The sequence below is a fragment of the Sphingorhabdus sp. genome (assembly GCF_046292425.1).
In the GTDB taxonomy this organism is placed as follows: domain Bacteria; phylum Pseudomonadota; class Alphaproteobacteria; order Sphingomonadales; family Sphingomonadaceae; genus Sphingorhabdus_B.
The window spans coordinates 1-531 of sequence record NZ_JBKBQV010000125.1 but is presented as its reverse complement, the minus strand read 5'-3'; the positions used below and the strand labels follow the sequence as shown (position 1 = coordinate 531).

Here is a 531-nt window from a genome sequence, read left to right as displayed (position 1 = left end):
GGGCGAACACCAGCCCGATCAGACGGCCGATCAGCCGGTGCAGCCATTCCCACCAGAAGATGCCCTGAAACTCGCCCAGGCTCATGCCGGCGTTGATCTGGGCGTATTGGGGGATCTGCTTGTATTTGTCGAAGGCCTCGGCCCACTGGGCGTCGTTCCGAGGCGGGATGGCGCCCATGATAGGCTGCCATTCCGTAATCGACAGGCCCGAGCCCGTCAGGCGCGTAATGCCGCCGACAACCACCATCAGGAAGACGATGGTCGCCGTGGCGAACAGCCACACGGCGACGGCGCGATTGCGATCTGGATTTCCGAAACGGTTCATTCGACGCCCGACACTGACCCGGATATGGTGTCGCGCTCGACGATGAGCAAATCGCGACCGATGCGGTATGCCCGCCTGGAGCGACAAGATCGAGTCGGATTGAGTTAACGGCGCTGACGCCGCAGGAGATCAGGGTTGCAATACGCCGATATCGCCGCCGCCGTTGTGGGCGGCCTGCTGCTGGCCTGGATCGCGGACCTTCTGAC

At 63.1% G+C, this 531-nt stretch carries 1 protein-coding gene; it reads right to left on the bottom strand.

Features of this window, described 5'->3' with window-relative positions:
• Positions 1–325: COX15/CtaA family protein (locus ACK4S7_RS13230; protein ID WP_409647739.1), on the bottom strand; the 325-nt coding region annotated here is incomplete at its 3' end.
• Positions 326–531 lie beyond the last annotated feature (206 nt).